Source organism: Rhodobacteraceae bacterium M382, assembly GCA_025141015.1.
In the GTDB taxonomy this organism is placed as follows: domain Bacteria; phylum Pseudomonadota; class Alphaproteobacteria; order Rhodobacterales; family Rhodobacteraceae; genus Aliisedimentitalea; species Aliisedimentitalea scapharcae.
This window is the reverse complement of the sequence record CP081098.1, coordinates 1,564,972-1,584,524: the sequence shown is the minus strand read 5'-3', so window position 1 is coordinate 1,584,524 and position 19,553 is coordinate 1,564,972. Positions and strand designations below refer to the sequence as shown.

At 59.1% G+C, this 19,553-nt stretch carries 15 protein-coding genes; 9 read left to right on the top strand and 6 right to left on the bottom strand.

Translation table 11 applies throughout. From position 1 onward, the window contains the following. Positions 1-71: 71 nt before the first annotated feature. The 4 genes from hisG to K3727_07230 form a co-directional block, all read right to left on the bottom strand. Positions 72-761, bottom strand: coding sequence for an ATP phosphoribosyltransferase (gene hisG, locus K3727_07245; protein UWQ92567.1), 690 nt, complete (start codon positions 759-761; stop codon positions 72-74). Then, complete coding sequence (locus tag K3727_07240) at positions 758-1,846, bottom strand: ATP phosphoribosyltransferase regulatory subunit (GenBank protein UWQ92566.1); 1,089 nt, start codon at positions 1,844-1,846, stop codon at positions 758-760. Before K3727_07240 ends, hisG begins: the two co-directional genes overlap by 4 nt. 2 nt (positions 1,847-1,848) lie before the next feature. Then, complete coding sequence (gene hisS, locus K3727_07235) at positions 1,849-3,336, bottom strand: histidine--tRNA ligase (protein UWQ92565.1); 1,488 nt, start codon at positions 3,334-3,336, stop codon at positions 1,849-1,851. 192 nt (positions 3,337-3,528) lie between these two features. Then, complete coding sequence (locus K3727_07230; protein ID UWQ92564.1) at positions 3,529-4,332, bottom strand: crotonase/enoyl-CoA hydratase family protein; 804 nt, start codon at positions 4,330-4,332, stop codon at positions 3,529-3,531. Positions 4,333-4,428: 96 nt separating this feature from the next. Here K3727_07230 and K3727_07225 point away from each other — a divergent pair, with 96 nt between their 5' ends. Further along, entirely contained in the window at positions 4,429-4,623 is a 195-nt protein-coding gene (locus K3727_07225) for a SlyX family protein (GenBank protein UWQ92563.1), read from the top strand. Here the strand turns inward: K3727_07225 and K3727_07220 are convergent, their stop codons facing one another. After that, positions 4,624-6,141, bottom strand: a complete 1,518-nt coding sequence (locus tag K3727_07220) for a trimethylamine methyltransferase family protein (protein UWQ92562.1) — start codon at positions 6,139-6,141, stop codon at positions 4,624-4,626. Positions 6,142-6,333: 192 nt separating this feature from the next. On the opposite strand from K3727_07220, the gene K3727_07215 reads away from it, so the two are divergent. The 7 genes from K3727_07215 (at position 6,334) to K3727_07185 (ending at position 15,769) form a co-directional block, all read left to right on the top strand. Then, complete coding sequence (locus K3727_07215) at positions 6,334-8,769, top strand: FAD-dependent oxidoreductase (protein UWQ92561.1); 2,436 nt, start codon at positions 6,334-6,336, stop codon at positions 8,767-8,769. 411 nt (positions 8,770-9,180) lie between these two features. Further along, positions 9,181-10,764, top strand: coding sequence for an ABC transporter substrate-binding protein (locus K3727_07210; GenBank protein UWQ92560.1), 1,584 nt, complete (start codon positions 9,181-9,183; stop codon positions 10,762-10,764). A gap of 66 nt (positions 10,765-10,830) precedes the next feature. Continuing rightward, the gene (locus K3727_07205; protein UWQ92559.1) at positions 10,831-11,928 is read left to right on the top strand and encodes a Xaa-Pro peptidase family protein; all 1,098 of its coding nucleotides are present in this window, start codon (positions 10,831-10,833) and stop codon (positions 11,926-11,928) included. Further along, positions 11,928-12,935, top strand: coding sequence for an ABC transporter permease subunit (locus K3727_07200; protein UWQ92558.1), 1,008 nt, complete (start codon positions 11,928-11,930; stop codon positions 12,933-12,935). The genes K3727_07205 and K3727_07200 overlap by 1 nt, the downstream gene beginning before the upstream one ends. Continuing rightward, positions 12,935-13,834 (top strand): ABC transporter permease subunit, encoded by a 900-nt coding sequence (locus K3727_07195; protein UWQ92557.1) that lies wholly within the window; start codon positions 12,935-12,937, stop codon positions 13,832-13,834. Before K3727_07200 ends, K3727_07195 begins: the two co-directional genes overlap by 1 nt. 4 nt (positions 13,835-13,838) lie before the next feature. Next, positions 13,839-14,816 carry an ABC transporter ATP-binding protein gene (locus K3727_07190; GenBank protein ID UWQ92556.1) on the top strand — a complete coding sequence of 326 codons (978 nt, stop codon included), beginning with the start codon at positions 13,839-13,841 and terminating at the stop codon, positions 14,814-14,816. Further along, a complete protein-coding gene (locus K3727_07185; protein UWQ92555.1) occupies positions 14,813-15,769 on the top strand; it encodes a dipeptide ABC transporter ATP-binding protein in 957 nt (318 codons plus the stop codon). Before K3727_07190 ends, K3727_07185 begins: the two co-directional genes overlap by 4 nt. Positions 15,770-15,916: 147 nt before the next feature. Here K3727_07185 and K3727_07180 read toward each other — a convergent pair whose 3' ends face one another. After that, complete coding sequence (locus tag K3727_07180; protein UWQ92554.1) at positions 15,917-16,591, bottom strand: GntR family transcriptional regulator; 675 nt, start codon at positions 16,589-16,591, stop codon at positions 15,917-15,919. Between the two features lie 1,009 nt (positions 16,592-17,600). On the opposite strand from K3727_07180, the gene K3727_07175 reads away from it, so the two are divergent. Continuing rightward, positions 17,601-19,535 (top strand): PrkA family serine protein kinase, encoded by a 1,935-nt coding sequence (locus K3727_07175; GenBank protein ID UWQ92553.1) that lies wholly within the window; start codon positions 17,601-17,603, stop codon positions 19,533-19,535. The last annotated feature ends 18 nt before the right edge of the window (positions 19,536-19,553 follow it).

The window sequence follows — 19,553 nt, the reverse complement described above, 5'->3', positions numbered from 1 at the left end:
CAGCCGGAGACACGCCCCGGCTGAGAGCCTTTAATGATGTGGCCATTGACCAAACAGGGCGGACCGTTTGGTCAGACGAGCCGATCCAGCAACTGGTTCAAGGCCTGCTTGTCATCCTTGTCATAGCGCGCCACACGGCTGCGCCACAAAGTGGCCTGTGATTTCAAAACCAACCCGTCAGACAACAGCTTCAGGTGATTGGCACGCAGGGTTTCACCGGTCGATGTGATATCGGCGACCATTTCAGCGGTTTCGTTCTTGACTGTGCCTTCGGTTGCGCCCTGGCTATCGACCAACTGATAGTCAGCCACGCCTGCGTCATTCAGGAATTCCCGCACCAGGCGGTGGTATTTGGTTGCAATCCTCAGACGGAACCCGTGGGTTTTGCGAAAAACTGCGGCCGCTGCGTCCAGATCATCCAGTGCATCAACGTCGATCCAGAACTGCGGCACCGCCAGAATAAGATCCGCATGGCCAAAACCCAAAGCTGCGATCTCTTCGACCTGCTGTTCCCAGCGTGGCAGTTTTTCCTGAACCAGATCGGTGCCCGTCACGCCCAGGTGGATACGCCCTGCGGCCAGTTCCCGCGGGATTTCGCCAGCGCTCAGCAGAACCAGATCCACCCCATCAACGCCATCTACACGTCCTGCGTATTCACGGTCAGATCCCGTCCGTGACAGGGAAATGTCCCGTTTGGCGAACCAGTCGAATGTCTTCTCCATCAGCCGCCCCTTGGACGGCACGCCCAGCTTGATGGTCATATCCGGGACTCCTCAATCTCAAGGATCAGATCCGGGCGGATCACACCGCCCACGGCCGGAATTTCTGCCCCCTGCCCCAGATGCCAGGTCAAGGCATCATACCGACCACCGCTGGCAATCGACGGCAGATCAGGGCGGGTTTCCGCGTAGAAGCCAAAGACAAAACCGTCGTAATACTCCATCGACGTACGCCCATAGGAGGCCTCGAAATCGAGATTGTCCACATCGACACCTCGTGCTTTCATCGCGGCGGTACGCGCATCCAATCGGTCCAAAGCCGGGATGATCGCGGGCAGATCAACAGCAATATCACGCATCTGTTCGATGGCATAAGGCACGGTTTCCCGCACCGCCATCAGGGCTTCAAGCGCCAGGATTTCCTTTTCGGCAATCGGTGGTGCGGCGGCGTCAGCGCGCAAGACCTCGATGCGTTCGGCAATTTCGGCGGCGCTGCGCTTGCCGATTGCAACGGCCCCCCGCAACAGATCGCCTTTGGTCGACAACAACGCCTTGCGGCCCTCTGGTATCGGCGCACGCCCGGCATACCGATCCAGCAGCGCCCGGAAACGACGCGGACGCCAGATATGACGCATCAGCGCGGATTTGCGCTTGTCGCTGGTGTTCAGCCCTTCGACAGCGGCCATCAGAATTCCGATGTCCCCGGTCGCAGCACGCAGCGACACCCCACGCAATTGCAAGGCAAACAATGAAAACACTTCGGCATCGGCGGCAGCCGGATCTTCGCGGTCAAACACCTCGTATCCGACTTGGACATATTCGTTGGCGCGATCGGGGTCGTGTTCCTGACGCCGGAACACTTCGCCCGAATAGGTATAACGCGCCGGTTCGGCCCCTTCGCTCATATGCATCTGAACCACCGGCACGGTGAAATCGGGGCGCAACATCTGTTCGCCGCGCAATGCGTCGCTGGTCACATAGGCGCGCGCACGGATATCTTCGCCATAAAGGTCCAACAAGGTACCTGCGGGTTGCAACAGCGGCGGGTCCACCACCAACCCGCCGGCCGCTTCGAACCGCACGCGCAACTGTGCCGCGCGGGCGGCGATCTGGGAACGATCTGGCATGATTATTCCTGCCCTTCCAGGATCTCGCGCACCTTGGCGACCAACTGGTCACGCGGCACTTCGAATTGGCTGGGGCGCTCTTTCCACTCTTCCAGGGTCGCGCTCTGTGCGATCTGTGCGCCCAGGATCAGATCCTTGATCTGGATGATGCCGTTGGCCTTTTCATCCCCGCCTTCGATCACGGCCACTGGCGAATTGCGTTTGTCCGCGTATTTCAGCTGGTTGCCAAAATTCTTGGGGTTGCCCAGATAGACCTCTGCGCGGATGCCTGAATTGCGCAGCTCGGACACCATGGCCTGATAATCCGCCATCCGGTCGCGATCCATCACGGTGACGACAACCGGCCCCTTGGGTTGGGCGGCGATCCGGCCTTTTTCGCGCAAAGCCGCCAACAGGCGGTCTACGCCGATGGAAACCCCTGTCGCGGGGACTTCCTGTCCGGTGAACCGTTTGACCAGATCGTCATAGCGCCCGCCACCAGACACAGATCCGAACTGACGCTTGCGCCCCTTTTCATCCAGAATATCAAAGGTCAGCTCGGCCTCATAAACCGGTCCAGTGTAGTACCCAAGACCACGCACGACCGACGGGTCAATCTCGATCCGGTCCGATCCATATCCGCCTGCGGCCAACAGCTCACCAATCTGTTCCAGCTCGGCCACGCCTTTGGCACCGATGTCGCTGGACCCAATGGCCGCGCGCAGGTTGGCAATGGTGCCCGCCGCATCTGCCGCCTTGGATGTCAGAAACGCCAACACGGGGGCCGCTTGATCGTCGCTGAGGCCAACACCGTCGATGAACGCGCCAGAGGCATCCAGACGTCCCTTGGTCAGCAATTCGCGCACGCCCTGCTCGCCCACCTTGTCGAACTTGTCGATGGTGCGCAGCACATTGTCGCGTGCGCCCTGATCGTCGCCCAGACCCATCGCCTCGAGCACGCCGTTCAGAACCTTGCGGTTATTCACCCGCACCAGATAGTCGCCGCGCGGAATGCCCACGGTTTCCAGCGTGTCGCTCAGCATCGCACAGATTTCGGCATCTGCCGCCATCGACGCGGTGCCCACGGTGTCGGCGTCGCATTGATAGAACTGGCGATACCTCCCTGGGCCGGGCTTTTCATTGCGCCACACGGGCCCCATTGCAAACCGGCGATAGGGTGTCGGCAGGTCATTGCGGTGCTGCGCATAGACACGGGCCAGAGGCGCGGTCAGATCATAGCGCAGCGCCATCCAATCCCCGCGATCGTTTTCGTCAAACTCCTGCCAGGCAAACACACCCTCGTTCGGGCGATCCACATCGGGCAAGAACTTGCCCAGCGCTTCGACTGTTTCAACCGCCGAAGATTCCAGCGCCTCGAACCCGTAATGATGATAGACACCCGCAATCGCACGCAGCATCTCGGTGCGCTGCGTCACCTCGGCACCAAAATAGTCACGGAACCCCTTGGGCGTCTCGGCCCTGGGGCGGGGGGTCTTCTTGGGTTTGGCCATCTCGGCCTCCTCGCGTCAGTACGGGTTTGTCGTCGCCGCGCGGTCTAGCCCATGCGTGTAACAACAGCAAGGCGCGAGAGCCCAGCTGAGCGGTCCATAACCGCGCGCCCAGCCAGGTCCAGTGCAAAAAATCCCCGCCAGAGGTCTGCGGGTTTTCCCCAGAAAACCGCATCCCGGCGCAGCTTCGTCGCTTCAGATATCGGAAAAACTCCCGGACCGCCCCTTGCCTGCCGCGAACCGCGCCGCGCCCGAACGCCCCTCAGAAACAAAAGCCGTCGCCGACACCCATTCCCGACGCAGGGCGGCAGCCAACTGTGCCGGGGTCTGGCGTGCGGACAGGTGGTCGGCCCGCATACAGTCCTGCGGGAACCGGGTCAGGTCACGCGCCAGATCCATTGCCACGGACAACGCCTGCCCCGGTGCGCACAACCGATCCGAAAACCCGATCTGATGCGCTTCTACGCCGGTGACGGGCCGTCCGGTCAGGATAATGTCATTTGCCCGACCCTGTCCCAGGATCTGCGGCAATCGCACAGTACCACCGTCCAGCAGCGGCACTCCCCAGCGACGACAGAACACGCCCGTTGCGGCATCCTCGGCCATGACCCGCATGTCGCACCAGGCCGCCAGTTCCATGCCTCCAGCAACCGCGAACCCTTCGATCGCCCCGATCACCGGTTTGGACAGCATCAACCGGGATGGCCCCATGGGCCCAGGGCGCGGAACATTTATCGGATCATTCCAGGTTTCGGGAATATCCAGGCTGTCAATCCAATCATCCGCGTCGCCGCTGCCTGCTTCCTTCAGGTCAAAGCCCGCGCAGAAATAGCCGCCGGTTCCGGTAAAGACTGCGACCTGCGCATCCGGGTCGGCCTCAAACGCCAGAAACGCATCATAAAGCAACCGCGCCGTGGCCGGGTTCACACAATTGCGCACCTCTGGTCGTTGGATGGTGATGGTGGTGATCCCACCTTGGGTTTCACTGCTGACTGTCATGATAAATTCCTCCCTCACGGCCAAGCCTGCGCAACACGCCATGGACCGGCAAGAGGTTTGCCCCTATGACGTTGCGATCAACGCCATGAGGATTCCATGCAGCATCTCGAAGAGAAAATCGCCCATCTGATCCGCACCGTGGATGATCTGAACGACGTGGTTGCCAAACAGCAGGGCGAAATCGACGTGCTGACGCGCCGGGTTCACATGCTGATGGAACGCGAAGCCATGCGCGAACAGGATGGCGGTGGCGGCGTGGTCATCGGCGACGAACGCCCGCCACACTATTGATCACGTCAGGATCTTGAACCGATCGCGGATTGCCTGATCCTGCGCGCCGCTCAGGTATTCGGGATGATGCGTCGTCAGGATCTCGCGCGCCTTGTCTTTGGCCACGCTCCAGGCATCGCGCGCGCCTGAGATCGCCCAGCTGCGTGGCTCGTCTCGATCCGCGAGCGGTGGGTAAAAGTAATCCCGCTCCATCGCCTGCAATGTGTGCGCCCCGCCCAGAAAATGCCCCTCGCCCAGAACCGACTGGCAAATGGCGTCAAAACCCAGCGTATCGTCGCTGACCTCGACCCCGCGCAGAACGCGATAAGTATGGGCGTGCATTTCGTCATCCAGAACAAACGCCTCAAAACTGACCCCCAGCAATGCCGCCGTCATGCCTGAGCTTTCGTAGATCAGATTGCCCCCGGCCAGTGCCGCCGCCAGCGAGGTCAGCCCCTTTTCCACGCCATATTGGGCATCAATCGCCTTGGCGTCGCTCATCGATGCGGCGACACCCGATGGCAGGCCCAACCAGTTGGACAGCTGCGCCGAGGCGGCATTGAGCAGCGCGGTCTCTCCACCGCCCCCTGAAAAGGCACCGGTGCGCAGATCGATCACCAACGGCCAATTTGAGAACACCATCGGATAGCCCGGACTAATGGCGTGAACCATCACCAGACTGGCCAGCGTTTCCGCCAGCGATTGCGCCAGAAACCCGGCCATGGTCGCAGGCGCTGTCGCCCCCGCCTGGGCCGCGGTGATACAGGACATCGGGATATTGTGGCGGATGCATTCATAAACGACATCCACCGCGTCCTCGCCATAACGCATGGGTGAAATCACCGGGCTGATGTGCGCCTTGAGAAAGGGGCGGCGCGCAAACGCGCCTTCGCCCCCGGCCGCGATATCCAGCATTTTGACAATGGGATCAACGTTTTCGGCAATGGTAAACGACGTCGCCACAGGTTTGGTCGTGTTCCGCATCAGCGCATAGGCGGTGTTCACGTCCAGATCCAACACATCCGGCACATCGGTCGCCACGCAACAGCGGGTGAACCAGGCCACATTGGTCAGCCGATCCTGCAATCGGGTGAAATCATGCAGATCCAACAGGGTTGACGGGCGATACAGCCCGCTATCCAGATCCAAGGTCTGGACCGCCGCGCCGCCCGTGCCGAAATACACCTTGTCGCCGCCCACTTCGATGGATCGATCCGGGTCGCGCCCATGCAACACGAATATCTTAGCCGCCGCCGCAATCGCGTCTTCGATCAACGCGCGGGGAAACAGAACCCGCCCGTTGCCCGCATCACTGGCCCCTGCCGCCAACAGATCCCGGTGCAATCGGTCGGGGACTTCGCCCATGCCCAGTTCCGCCAACAGGCGCAGAGCCGTGTCATAAATGCTGTGCAGATCCGTTTCGGACAGCGGGCGATAGGCCCCGCCGGATTGTCCTGGTGGGCAGGGGTTCACCTGCGGAGGTGCTGCGCGCAGCGCCAATCTCTCTTTGCGCCCACCGCGTTTACGTGCTTGCTGCATTGCAACCTCCCCTGCCTTGGGTGCCATAAGGCCGGGGCCAGGATGATTTGGGCAAGTGGCAATCCCTAAATCCAAGATTATCGAATTATACTTTCGTTTTTTTCGTAACTCAGATCAAACCCGTTGACCCTTACCCGCAAAACCCGTCCTTCCATGGTCCCAGTTACATTCTTGCTCGGAGACATCAGGCACATGAAATCGCGCACCAAAGTAGTGGTCATCGGCGGCGGCATCGCCGGGTGTTCAACGCTCTATCACCTCACGCAAGAGGGATGGACCGATGTGGTTCTGGTCGAACGCAACGAATTGACCAGCGGAACCACCTGGCATTCGGCTGCTCAGGTGACGAATTTCGGCATGAACCAGACCATGGTCGGGCTCAAAACCCATTCCATCAACCTGTATCAGGAACTCGCCAACGATCCTGAGTATCCGATCAATTACCACCACGGTGACGGCGGCATCCGCATGGCCAACACCGAAGCCCATATGCAGGGCTATCGCCATTTCGCCTCGATGGCGCGGGGCATGGATGTGCATTTCGAAGTCATCGACGCCCAGGAATGCGCCCGCCGACACCCGCTGATTTCGACTGACAACCTGATTGGCGGTCTGTGGGATCCGCTGGATGGGGACATCGACCCGGCGCAGCTGTGTCAGGCATTGGCCCGGCGCGCCCGCAAGGCCGGGGCCGAGGTTTACCGCAACACTCCCGTCACCTCGCTGACCCAGCGCAAGGACGACACCTGGACCGTGCACACGGAACATGGGGACATTGACTGTGATATCGTGGTCAACGCCTGCGGCTATCGCGTGAACGAGGTCGGCGCCATGATGGGCGTGCATCACCCGGTCATGTCGATGGAGCATCAGTATTTCCTGACCGAAGAAATCCCCGCGATCAAGGACGCCGGGCACCGGATGCCGCTGATCCGCTGCCCGATCAGCGATTATTACTGCCGGCAGGAGAAAAACGGGTTGCTGGTCGGATTCTATGAACAGGACTGCAAGACCTGGGGCATGGACGGGATCGACCCCAATTTTGTCAACGCGCTGTGCCCCGATGATCTGGAACGCATCATGGATGTGTTGGACGGCGCATTTGCGCGGATGCCCGCCCTGCAAGAGGTCGGCATTCACACCGTGGTCAACGGGCCAATCACCTATACCATCGACGGCGCACCGCTGGTCGGGCCGATTCCGGGCAAACGCAACGCTTTTTGCATTATCGGCCTGCGCGCGGGATTGGGCGAAGGCGGCGGTCACGGCTGGCTGCTGGCACAACAGATCGTGCACGGTGAGGCGTGTTATGACACCTGGTGCCTGGATCCGCGTCGTTATACCGGCCACACCAATGTGGAACTCTGCGCGCAATACGCCATTCAGGACTATCAGAACGAATTCCGTTTCCACTTCCCCAACGAACACCGCCCTGCCGGGCGGTATGCCAAGACCACACCGCTGACCCCGGTGCTGGAGGTCGAAGGTGCCGAATTCACGCCCGTCAACGGCTGGGAGCGGGCGGAGTATTTCAAACCCACATCCGATTTCCACCCCACTCTGGGTTTCGATTTCGACGAGGCGCACGATCTTGTCGCCGCAGAGGTCAAAGCCGTGCAGGAGACCGTTGGTCTGGCCGAAGTTAACGGCTTTAACAGGTTCGAGATCACCGGGACGGACCGGCACAGTTTCCTTGACCGGATGTTCTGCGGCACCGTCACCAAACGCGTGGGCCGGGTGGGCCTCGGTTATCTGTTGAACCATCATGGCATGGTCAAAGGCGAGGCCACAGTCGCCAACCTGCCCGCCACGGATCGAGGCCCCGACCGGGTCTGGTACGGGTCGGCCGCCGCATCTGAATTCCACGACATGGATTGGCTGCAACAGCACCTGCGCGACGACGAAGATGTACAAGTCCGCAGTCTCACCAACAACCAGACCATTCTGGTTCTGGCCGGTCCCCGGGCGCGCGATGTGCTCTCCTCCGTGTCCCGGGGCGACTGGTCTGCGGCGGGTTTTCCCTGGTTGAGCGTGCGGGAATGTTTCATCGGCTTTGCGCCTGCCACGGTGATGGCAGTCAGCTTCTCGGGCGAACTGGCTTATGAGATCCACGTGCCCAACGCTTCGCTTTATGCCGCGTACAAGGCGCTGCGTCAGGCGGGTGAGATCCATGGCATGAAGCTGTTCGGTGCCCGCGCGGTGGAGTCGATGCGGATGGAAAAGGGCTTCCTGCATTGGAAGGCCGATCTGATTACCGAATTCGACCCCTTCGAAACCGGGCTGGATCGTTTCGTGAAACTCAACAAGGGTGATTTTGTTGGGCGCGAAGCGTTACTGAAACGGCAGGCGCATGGGCCAAACCGCAAGCTGGTGAGCCTCCAGATAGACAGCACCACCACTCCCGCCCATGGCGGTGCCTCGCTGATGCACGGCGATGAGGTGGTCGGCACTGTGACCTCGGGGGATTGGGGGTATCGGGTTGGGATGAACCTGGCCTATGCCTTTGTCCTGCCGGACCTGGGCAAGGTTGGTCAGACCCTGGATCTGGATCTGTGCGGCACGATTGTTGGTGCGACTGTGATCCCACCCTGCCCCTATGATCCCGACCACACCCGCATGCGCGGCTGAGACAGGACCACACGCCAAATTTCCGCAACCTTGGAACGGTCGATCCAAGGCTGCGGACTTGACCGGCTGGGATACCGGGCCGTTCGACCGGATGACTCGACAGGAGTCTCGTTTAACACGGTGCAAATCTCCTTCCCACAGCGAAACCTGACCTTGCGGCAGCTTCCCCAAGGTTCGCATTGCCCCCGGCTTTTGGAATAATATTTTCACTTTCAAATCAAAGCCGTGACAGCTTCCCGTTTCTGATTTCATTCCCGTAACAAATTCGCATTGACTCCCGATTGGCGTAATTGGATACAATATGAAATATGTCACGGCCCTGACCTGAGGTCGCATTGCGACAAAGAGCCGGGAAACGGGGAGTGTTTCGGGTCGGGGCCGTGATCAAAAAACAATCATTGGGAGAACATCATGAAGTCTCGTTTTTTAGCGGCGACTGCCGCGCTTGGCCTGATGGCGGCGCCGGCATTGTCCAGCACATTGGTTTACTGTTCCGAAGGATCGCCCGAAGGGTTTGACCCGGCGCTGTTCACTGCGGGCACCACTTTCGACGCCTCGGCCCAGCCGATCTATAGCCGTTTGATGGAATTCGAAACCGGCACCACCAACGTCATCCCCGGGCTGGCGGAAAGCGTCGAAGCCAGCGATGATGGCCTGGTCTATACCTTCAAGCTGCGTCAGGGCGTCGCGTTCCATTCGAACGCCGATTTCACCCCGACCCGCGATTTCAACGCCGATGACGTTGTGTTCACCTTTGAACGCCAGCGTCTGGACGATCACCCGTTCAACAAGGTCAATGGCGGCACCTGGGAATATTTCAACGGCATGGGGATGCCGGACCTGGTGAAATCGGTTGAAAAGATTGACGACTATACCGTCAAATTCACCCTGAACACACCCGAAGCGCCATTCGTTGCCAATATGGCAATGGATTTTGCATCGGTTCTGTCGGCTGAATACGCCGATGCGATGATGGCCGCTGGGACCCCCGAAAAGCTGAACACAGCCCCCATTGGCACTGGCCCGTTCAAGATGGTCGCCTATCAAAAGGACGCCGTGATCCGCTATCAGGCCAACGAAGGCTATTGGCGCGGCAAGGCCGACGTGGACAACCTGATCTTTGCGATCACTCCGGATGCGTCCGTGCGGTATCAGAAGCTGAAAGCCGGCGAATGCCACATCATGCCGTACCCGAACCCGGCTGATATCGCAGCGATGAAAGAAGACGGCGACATCACCATGATGGAGCAGGAAGGTCTGAACGTCGGCTATCTGGCCTATAACACCACCATGGCCCCCTACGACAACCCAAAGGTGCGCAAGGCGCTGAACATGGCCATCGACAAACAGGCCATCATTGACGTCGTGTTCCAGGGGTCGGGCCAGATCGCCAAAAACCCGATCCCGCCCACCATGTGGAGCTATAGCGACGCCATTCAGGACGACAATTATGATCCCGAGGCCGCCAAGGCCGCGCTGGAAGCCGAAGGCGTGTCCGGTCTGGAGATGAAGATCTGGGCGATGCCGGTTCAGCGTCCCTATAACCCCAATGCGCGTCGTATGGCCGAACTGATGCAGGCCGATTTCGCCAAGGTTGGGGTAAACGTGGAAATCGTTTCCTACGAATGGGGTGAATACCTGGCCCGTTCCAAGGAACTGAACCGCGATGGTGCCGTTCTGCTGGGCTGGACCGGGGACAATGGGGATCCGGACAACTTCCTGGCCGTTCTGCTGGGCTGCGACGGGGTCGAAGCATCGAACCGGGCACAGTGGTGCCACGAGCCGTTTGATGCGTTGATCAAAAAGGCCAAGGTGACCACCGACACCGCCGAACGTACCAAACTGTACGAAGAGGCACAGGCCGTGTTCAAGGATCAGGCCCCCTGGGCGACCATCGCGCATTCGGTTGTCTATATGCCGATGAGCACCAAGGTCTCGGGCTACAAGGTCCACCCGCTGGGCAGCCACATCTTCTACGGCGTTAGCGTCGAATAAGACCAAACATTTGAACCGGGGCTGTCACGCACAGCCCCGGTTTCCTCTTTTGTCGGAGACCCCAAAATGACCGATCGCTTGGCCGAATATCGTCAGGTCGCCCGTGACCTGTCGGTGGATGCCGTGGCCCTGGTGCCGGGGCCCAATTTCACCCGCGCCCTTGGCCACAGCTTCATGAGCCACGAACGCCCGTTTCTGGTGGTCATCCCCGCCGATGGTGCCCCGGCGGCCATTGTTCCCAATCTCGAACTCTCCAGCTGGGCCCTTGTGGGACTGGACGGGGCCACATTCGATTGGCGCGACCAGACCGGATACATGGATGCCTTTGCCGCGCTGGCAGCACATATGCCGATGAAGCGACTGGCCGTCGAAGGTCAGGTCATGCGGGTGTTTGTGCATCACGCCCTGGCGCAGGCCTATGGCGACCTGGACATCGTTGATGCCGAACGCGAAATCTCGGCCCTGCGAATGATCAAAACCCCCGACGACATCGCCGCATTGCAGGCCGCCATCGACATTTCCGAACGCGCCCTGACACGGGTGCTGGACGGGGTGCGCATCGGGCAGACCGAAAAACAGATCGAAGGCGCGCTGATTGCGGCGCTGTTTGCCGAAGGGGCCGATGATCTGGCCTTTGCCCCCATTGTCGCGGCGGGTGCGAACTCCGCCCTGCCTCATGCCCATGCGCGCGATGACTATCCCGTGCAATCCGGCGACGCGCTGCTGTTTGACTTTGGCGCGCGCAAACACGGGTTTGCCGCCGATATCACCCGCACCGTGTTTGTTGGCGAGGTGTCCGACGAAGGGCGCGCCGTCTATAACACCGTGCTCGCCGCCAATATGAAAGGGCTGGAAGCCACCTGCGCCGGTGTCACCGCCCATGACATTGATGACGCGGTGACCGGCGTGCTCGAAGCGTCGCCCTACGCAGACCGGATCCGCACCAAAACCGGGCATGGATTGGGCCGTGATGTACACGAAGCCCCCTATATCATGCGCGGCAATCCGATGGTTCTGCCTGCGGGCACGGTTTATACCAACGAACCGGGGCTCTATGGCGAAGGCAAATTCGGCGTCCGGATCGAAGACGACGTGTTGATCACCGAAGACGGCTGTCGCACCCTCACAACATTCACCAAAGATCTGCTGATCATAGGCCGCTGATGCTACGCTACCTGCTCACCAAACTGGGGACTTTCATTCCGACGTTTATCGGGGTGACGCTGATCTCCTTCATGTTCATCCGGGTGCTGCCCGGGGATCCCATCATTGTCATGGCCGGCGAACGCGGCATGACCGAAGAACGCTATCAGGAGATGGTGGTCAAACTGGGGTTTGATAAACCCGTCTGGCAGCAATACACCGACTATCTGGTTGGCGTGGTTCAGGGCGATCTGGGCGAAAGCTTTGTCACCAAAAAACCGGTCTGGGACGAATTTTTTGCCCTGTTTCCTGCAACGTTCGAGCTGGCCTTCTGCGCCATGATCTTTGCGGTGTTGCTGGGGCTGCCTGCGGGGGTGATTGCCGCCGTCAACCGGGGCAAATTCTTTGACCGGGCGCTGATGTCATCGGCGTTGATCGGGTATTCGATGCCGATTTTCTGGTGGGCGTTGCTGCTGATCATCGTGTTTTCCGGCAATCTGGGCTGGACCCCGGTGTCCGGGCGCATCGACCTGCTTTATTGGTTTGACGATGTGACGGGGCTGATGCTGGTCGACAGCCTGCTGTCTGGCCAGGAGGGCGCGTTCAAATCTGCGGTGCGCCACTTGATCCTGCCGACCATCGTCTTGGGCACTATCCCGCTGGCCGTGATTGCCCGCCAAACCCGATCCGCCATGTTGGAGGTATTGGGCGAAGATTATATCCGCACCGCCCGCGCCAAGGGCCTGAGCCCGACACGTATCAACGGTGTACACGCACTGCGCAATGCGCTGATCCCCGTGGTCACCGTGATCGGCCTGTCGGTTGGTACGCTGCTGGCCGGGGCCATCCTGACAGAAACCATCTTTAGCTGGCCTGGCATCGGCAAGTGGATGGTCGACAGCATTTCGCGCCGCGACTATCCGGTTGTGCAGGGCGGATTGCTGATGATTGCCGTGATCGTGATGATCGTGAACCTAACCGTTGATCTGCTGTATGGCGTGATCAACCCCAAGATCAGGAAGCGGTAATGGCGGATCAGACCATGACACCCAACAGCCCCGCCCGCCCCAGCGCCCTGCGCGAATTCTGGTATTACTTCCGCGAAAACCGTGGTGCGGTCATTGGCTTCTACTTCTTTGCCGCTTTTGCCTTTTGCGCGGCGTTTGCGCCGTTCATCGCACCCTATGACCCCACAGAACAGTTCCGCGATCATATCCTGCAACCCCCGGTCTGGAGCGAGGGTGGCAGTTGGGAGTTCATTCTGGGCACCGATCCGTTGGGTCGGGATATGCTGTCGCGCCTGATTGCGGGGTCACGCTATTCGTTCTTTGTCGGCATCGTGGTGGTAACGATCGCGGCGTCGGGCGGGATCCTGATCGGGCTGCTGTCGGGCTTTGCCCCAAAGATGGTCGACAATATCATCATGCGGATCATGGACATCATTCTGGCCTTTCCGTCGCTGTTGCTGGCGCTGGTGCTGGTGGCCATTCTGGGGCCGTCACTGACCAATGCGATGATCGCCATCGCCATCGTGTTCCAGCCCCATTATGTGCGCCTGACCCGCGCACAGGTTCTGGCCGAGCGGCAAAAGGACTATGTGACATCTGCCCGCGTGGCCGGTGCCGGGTTGTGGCGGTTGATGTTCATCACCGTGCTGCCCAATTGTCTGGCACCGCTGATCGTGCAGGGGGCGCTGTCGTTTTCGACTGCGATCCTGGATGCTGCCGCGTTGGGGTTCCTGGGAATGGGGGCGCAACCGCCGACCCCGGAATGGGGCACCATGCTGGCCGAGGCCCGCGAATTCATCCTGCGCGCCTGGTGGGTTGTCACCTTTCCCGGTCTGGCCATTCTGGTCACCGTGCTGGCCATCAACCTGATGGGCGACGGGCTGCGCGACGCGCTCGACCCGAAACTCAAGCGGAGCTGATACCATGACACTGCTGCGCATACGCAACCTCTCTGTCGATTTTGCCACCTCGTCGGGATCTTTTCGGGCGGTGGACGGCGTCGACCTGACGCTGGACGAGGGCGAAATCCTCGCCATTGTTGGCGAAAGCGGATCCGGAAAATCCGTGTCCATGCTGGCGCTGATGGGGCTGCTGCCCTGGACCGCCACGATCACGGCGGATGAAATGTCGTTTCAGGGACAGGACCTGCGCGGTCTCAGCCCACGGGATCGACGCAAGATCATCGGCAAGGATATGGCGATGATCTTTCAGGAGCCGATGTCGTCGCTGAACCCCTGTTTCACCGTCGGTTTTCAGATCAAGGAAGCCCTGCGCATCCATCTGGGACTGGACCGGGCCGCACGCAACAAACGCGCCATCGAACTTTTTGAAAAAGTCGGCATCCCGGCTCCGGAAACCCGCCTGAATACATTCCCGCACCAGATGTCTGGCGGGATGAACCAGCGGGTCATGATCGCCATGGCCATCGCCTGCAGCCCCAAGCTGTTGATCGCGGACGAACCCACCACCGCGCTGGATGTGACCATTCAGGCGCAGATCCTGGATCTGCTGGTTTCCTTGCGCAAAGACACCGGCACAGGGTTGGTGTTGATCACCCATGACATGGGGGTTGTTGCTGAAACCGCCGAACGGGTTCAGGTGCAATACGCCGGTCAAAAGGTCGAAGAACAATCCGTCCGAAACCTGTTCCGTCACCCATACCATCCCTACACCACGGCGCTTTTGGCCGCTCTGCCGGAACGCGCCACATCCAGGCTGTTGCCCTCGATCCCCGGTGTCGTGCCGGGGCAATTCGACCGACCGGCTGGGTGCCTGTTTGCGCCGCGCTGCACCCACGCCACAGACCTGTGCCAGACAACGCCCCCGCGCCCCGAAGCCCCCGAATTGGGCCGGGCCCTGTGTCACCATGCGCGGACATTGCAAGAGAAAGAGCTGACATGAGCGCCCCAATCGTAAAAGCCGAAGGGCTGGCCCGCTTCTATGATGTCAAAGAGGGCTTCCTGTCCAAGACCCAGACCGTGCGCGCGCTTGCCGGAGTCGATTTCGAATTGTCACCGGGTAAAACGCTGGCGATCGTCGGAGAGTCCGGCTGTGGAAAGTCCACTCTGGCCCGCCTGATAACGATGATCGAAGAGCCCAGCGCAGGACGGTTGACCCTGGACGGCACCGAAGTTCGGCCCGACACATGGGCATCGCTGCGCGAAACCGTGCAGATCGTGTTCCAGGATCCTTATGGCTCGCTCAACCCACGCCAGAAAATCGGCACCATCCTGATGGAACCGCTGGTGATCAATCGCCCGCAGATGCCCGCAAGCGAGCGTGAAGCCAGGGCGCGCGAGATGATGGACCTGGTGGGATTGCGTTCGGAACATTTTGATCGCTATCCGCATATGTTTTCCGGCGGTCAGCGACAGCGCATTTCCATCGCACGCGCTCTGATGCTGAACCCCAAAATCCTGGTGCTGGATGAACCGGTGTCAGCGCTGGATGTGTCAATCCAAAGCCAGATTCTGAACCTGTTGGTCGAACTGCAGGACCGGTTGGGGCTGGCCTATTTGTTCATTTCGCATGACTTGTCGGTGGTCAAACATTTCGCCGATGACGTGATCGTCATGTACCTGGGCCGTGCCGTGGAAAAGGCCAGCAAACAGACGTTGTTTGCCGCGCCTCGCCACCCCTATTCCAAGGCCTTGTTGTCGACCACACCACGTGCGGACCCCGAAGCCAAAAAGGATCGGATCAAGCTGGAAGGCGAGTTGCCATCGCCCCTGAACGTACCGCCCGGGTGTGCTTTTGCACCGCGCTGTTGGCTGGCAACAGACACGTGCCGCGCAGCAATGCCACCGATGGAGGGTGAGACCGGACATCAGGTCGCCTGCTACCATCCATTGTAAGCCCATTGTAAGCCCATTGTAAGCCGGTCGAAATATTGTCGCAGGCGGGCACCGGGATAGGCGTTTTGAAACGCCTGTCGACAGGGCCGGGCAAGGGCGTTGAACCCGAGCTCTAACCGCGTGGTCAATCCCGCCCGAAGCGGCTTTTCAGGTTTGCGGCTTGGCGTGGATATGTTCTTCCAACGAAGCCTTTGCCCCCAGGATATGGTCGGCCGTCAGTTGCGCGGCTTTGTCCGCGTCGCCCTTGCGGCAAGCGTCCAGAATGGCCTGATGTTCGCGATCCGCACGTGACATCCCCCCGCTCAGAACCAATTGCGCCCTCAGGTAACGGTCGATCCGGTCCATCGAATTCTCGATCACGCTCAGGTGATAGGGCCGTCCGCTGGCACGGTACAGGGTCGCATGGAACCCACGGTTCAGATCACCATACTCCATGGGCTCGCTCGCAGCTGCAAACTTCTCCAGAAACTGCTGGGCCTGATCCAAGACCCCCGAACTCATGACCGGCACAGCCTGCCGGATCACTTCTGCCTCGAGAAAGGCCCGGAAATCAAAGATTTCGCTGGCCTCCTGCATCGAAAGCGCCGCCACGACAGCGCCCTTGTACCGTACGGTTTTGACCAGCCCTTGCTGCTCCAGCATGGTCAAAGCTTCACGCACCGGTATGCGGCTGGTGTTGAACATACGGGCAATCTCGTCCTGGCGGAGCGGGTCTCCATCCGATAGATCCCCTTCAACGATGGCTTTGCGCAATGCGTTAAAAATGATCGTCGCCGCCGATGCGGTTTTGCCGATATCAACAGCCTGAAACTTACCTGCCATGTCACTCCCCCATGAACGATCCCCGGATTTTTGGCCTCGTCACATGCGATATTGGCAATGATTTTGGGAAAAGGGAATAATGTATCCATTATCCAATCTGGATTTGCACCATAAAACAACGATGATCGCAAACCAGAGCCGTCGACCATCGCTGCGCCACCTCTAATTAGCTCATCTTTGATCCCATGGCGACCCGATGGGTATATCCCCGGACAGCGCCACGACCTGGGCCAAATTCACGCGAGAAACAGAACCCCTCCTGACGGAGCGGTTGCAAACAGAACATAGGCCTCCCTCCCGATGACCCGCCCCATGAACATTTGGTTCGACGCTGTGCACCCTCAAAGTGTGTCTGGGACAAATACTGACGTGGACGTAAGCCGCAGATGCGTCAACTGTCTTGTTTCCGCACAAAGAATCACATTCGCATATGTGCGAAATCCTGGCCCGCCTCCCTTCACAAAATCGCGACAGCCGCCCGGATTTTGGCCCGAAAGGTCCGTCTGGAACGCAGAAAATTCATCGAAAAACCAAGTTTGAAGCGCTGGATGTTTCAGTTTTGTGATCGCCTGTACGCCCCTGTGCCCCCCTGTGCCCCCCTGTGCGCGCCGATGACCTGATGTGTGTTTTCATGTAGGAAATGTTGGCTGATCGGATGCCTGGGCCATCGAAAACCCGGCCTCGCCCAGGATCATCTGGTACGTGCCGAGCCGCTCAGGCCAGTGCCATGATCACGGTCTCTCCAACAGTCTTTGAAGGTTGTTAACCAAATTGGGATAGAAAAATCCAAGGAATTGATGTAACATGAACCCAATCGCCAAATAAAATGTTGAATAGATTCAACACTCTGGATTGCGCGCGCTGTGCCAAACCAGGGAATGGCAGCCCGTGAGCGGGTTTGGGCAGGCTCAGAAAACGTTGTGGACAAAGTTTCCTCACGTGCGGACAGCACTATGTTTTCGCACAGGGAGGACCGTGGAGGATATTGGCAACCAGGAGGTACGTGTCGATGAAGGACATTGTCGAGCTTTTTGCGGAGCAGTACGCAGAAACAAAAGAGCAGGAGATGTCGCTGCATGACTATCTGAATGCATGTCGCGAAAATCCCCAGACCTATGCCACCGTGGCAGAACGCATGTTGGCCGCCATCGGAGAGGAAGAATTGGTGGATACCTCCAAGGATCCACGCTTGGGCCCTCTCTTTCAAAACCGCACCATCAAACGATATGCCGCCTTCAAGGATTTTTACGGCATGGAGGATACGATCGAACGGATCGTTGGCTATTTCCGCTATGCAGCGCAGGGGTTGGAGGAGCGCAAGCAGATCCTGTACCTGCTGGGCCCCGTCGGTGGCGGTAAATCCTCGCTCGCCGAGCGGCTGAAACGACTTGTCGAAGAACAACCCATTTATGTGCTCAAGGCCGGGGACCAGATCAGCCCGATCTTTGAATCTCCGCTGGGGCTGTTTGACCCAACCCGCATGGGCGACATGCTGGAGACCGAATATGGCATCGCAAAACACCGCCTGCCCGGCCTGATGTCACCCTGGGCCGTAAAACGGCTGGACGAATTCGACGGTGATATTTCAAAGTTCACGGTCGTCAAGCTGCACCCCTCCCGCCTAAGACGCATCTGTGTGGCAAAGGTGGAACCGGGCGATGAGAACAACCAGGATATTTCGACCCTGGTAGGCAAGGTCGATATCCGGCAGCTGGAACATTACAGTCAGGATCACCCGGATGCCTATTCGTTTTCCGGCGGATTGAACCGGGCCACCCAAGGCATCATGGAATTCGTCGAGATGTTCAAGGCTCCGATCAAGATGTTGCACCCGTTGCTGACCGCAACGCAGGAAGGCAATTATATGGGCACCGAAAGCTTTGGGGCCATCCCGTTCACCGGCCTTATTCTGGCCCATTCAAACGAAAGCGAATGGCAGGCGTTCAAGAACAACAAGAACAACGAAGCCTTTATCGACCGGGTCAGCATCGTCAAAGTCCCCTATTGCCTGCGCGTGACCGAAGAGGCGATGATCTATCATAAACTGTTGGAAAACAGTGAACTGAACAATGCATCCTGCGCACCGGAGACGTTGCGGATTCTGGCCCGCTTCAGTGTTTTGTCACGCCTGAAACCACATGAGAACTCGAACCTCTATTCGAAAATGCGCGTCTATGATGGCGAAACACTGAAAGATACCGACCCCAAGGCCAAGACGGTTCAAGAATATCAGGACCATGCCGGTGTCGACGAAGGCATGAGCGGCGTGTCGACACGGTTCGCGTTCAAGGTTTTGTCCAATGTGTTCAACTATGACACCAAAGAAGTTGCCGCCGACCCGGTGCATCTGATGTATCTGTTGGAGCAGATGATCAAACGCGAACAGTTTCCGCCCGAGACCGAAGCCACCTATCTGGAGTTCATAAAGACCGAACTGGCCCCCCGGTACGAAGATTTCATCGGCAATGAGATCCAGAAAGCCTATCTGGAGAGTTATTCGGAATACGGGCAAAACGTGTTTGACCGCTATATTTCCTATGCGGATGCCTGGATCGAAGAACAGGATTACAAGGATCCTGACACCGGACAGCTTTATGACCGGGAGATCCTGGACAAGGAACTGTCCAAGGTCGAAAAACCGGCCGGGATTTCAAACCCCAAGGATTTCCGCAACGAGGTGGTCAAATTCGCCCTGCGCCACCGCGCCAACACCGGATCGAACCCGGCGTGGAATTCCTATGAAAAGCTGCGCGACGTCATCGAAAAGCACATGTTCAGCCAGGTCGAAGAGCTGCTGCCCGTGATCAGTTTCGGGTCCAAGAAAGACAGCGACACCGAAGGCAAGCACATGGAGTTTGTCGAACGCATGCAAAGCCATGGGTATACCACTCGCCAGGTCCGGCGACTGGTCGAATGGTACATGCGTGTGAACAAGGCAGGGTAATCATCGAGGAGGTGCACG

Coding starts and splice junctions, on each gene's coding strand:
- hisG (UWQ92567.1), bottom strand. CDS start 761: ATGACCATCAAGCTGGGCGTGCCGTCCAAGGGGCGGCTGATGGAGAAG.
- K3727_07240 (UWQ92566.1), bottom strand. CDS start 1,846: ATGCCAGATCGTTCCCAGATCGCCGCCCGCGCGGCACAGTTGCGCGTG.
- hisS (UWQ92565.1), bottom strand. CDS start 3,336: ATGGCCAAACCCAAGAAGACCCCCCGCCCCAGGGCCGAGACGCCCAAG.
- K3727_07230 (UWQ92564.1), bottom strand. CDS start 4,332: ATGACAGTCAGCAGTGAAACCCAAGGTGGGATCACCACCATCACCATC.
- K3727_07225 (UWQ92563.1), top strand. CDS start 4,429: ATGCAGCATCTCGAAGAGAAAATCGCCCATCTGATCCGCACCGTGGAT.
- K3727_07220 (UWQ92562.1), bottom strand. CDS start 6,141: ATGCAGCAAGCACGTAAACGCGGTGGGCGCAAAGAGAGATTGGCGCTG.
- K3727_07215 (UWQ92561.1), top strand. CDS start 6,334: ATGAAATCGCGCACCAAAGTAGTGGTCATCGGCGGCGGCATCGCCGGG.
- K3727_07210 (UWQ92560.1), top strand. CDS start 9,181: ATGAAGTCTCGTTTTTTAGCGGCGACTGCCGCGCTTGGCCTGATGGCG.
- K3727_07205 (UWQ92559.1), top strand. CDS start 10,831: ATGACCGATCGCTTGGCCGAATATCGTCAGGTCGCCCGTGACCTGTCG.
- K3727_07200 (UWQ92558.1), top strand. CDS start 11,928: ATGCTACGCTACCTGCTCACCAAACTGGGGACTTTCATTCCGACGTTT.
- K3727_07195 (UWQ92557.1), top strand. CDS start 12,935: ATGGCGGATCAGACCATGACACCCAACAGCCCCGCCCGCCCCAGCGCC.
- K3727_07190 (UWQ92556.1), top strand. CDS start 13,839: ATGACACTGCTGCGCATACGCAACCTCTCTGTCGATTTTGCCACCTCG.
- K3727_07185 (UWQ92555.1), top strand. CDS start 14,813: ATGAGCGCCCCAATCGTAAAAGCCGAAGGGCTGGCCCGCTTCTATGAT.
- K3727_07180 (UWQ92554.1), bottom strand. CDS start 16,591: ATGGCAGGTAAGTTTCAGGCTGTTGATATCGGCAAAACCGCATCGGCG.
- K3727_07175 (UWQ92553.1), top strand. CDS start 17,601: ATGAAGGACATTGTCGAGCTTTTTGCGGAGCAGTACGCAGAAACAAAA.